A 254-nucleotide genomic window follows, 5' to 3' on the forward strand; every position below is an offset into this window, starting at 1 on the left:
ATGCAACCGCGACGGAACATTGGCAAATCCGCTTGGCAAGGTTGGCGCCGAGGTTTCGCCGGAGGAGGGTTACGCGTCGGCGCGGCTCGTTGCGCTCGCCCATCTCGCCAGTCTCAAGCGGGCCGTCGGGGACCTCGATCGGGTCACGGCATGGCTTCGCGTCTTCGCCATGGTCAACGTCGCTCCTGGCTTCAACGAGACGCCGCTGGTCACCAACGGCTATTCCGATCTGATCCTCGAGCTGTACGGGCCTG

1 protein-coding gene is annotated in these 254 nt (G+C 64.6%); it reads left to right on the top strand.

Going from position 1 to position 254, the window contains the following annotated elements:
* On the top strand, nucleotides 1–254 hold a 254-nt coding region (locus EOD29_RS33425), incomplete at both ends, for a RidA family protein (RefSeq protein WP_164764029.1).

Source organism: Mesorhizobium sp. M1A.T.Ca.IN.004.03.1.1, assembly GCF_003997555.1.
In the GTDB taxonomy this organism is placed as follows: domain Bacteria; phylum Pseudomonadota; class Alphaproteobacteria; order Rhizobiales; family Rhizobiaceae; genus Mesorhizobium.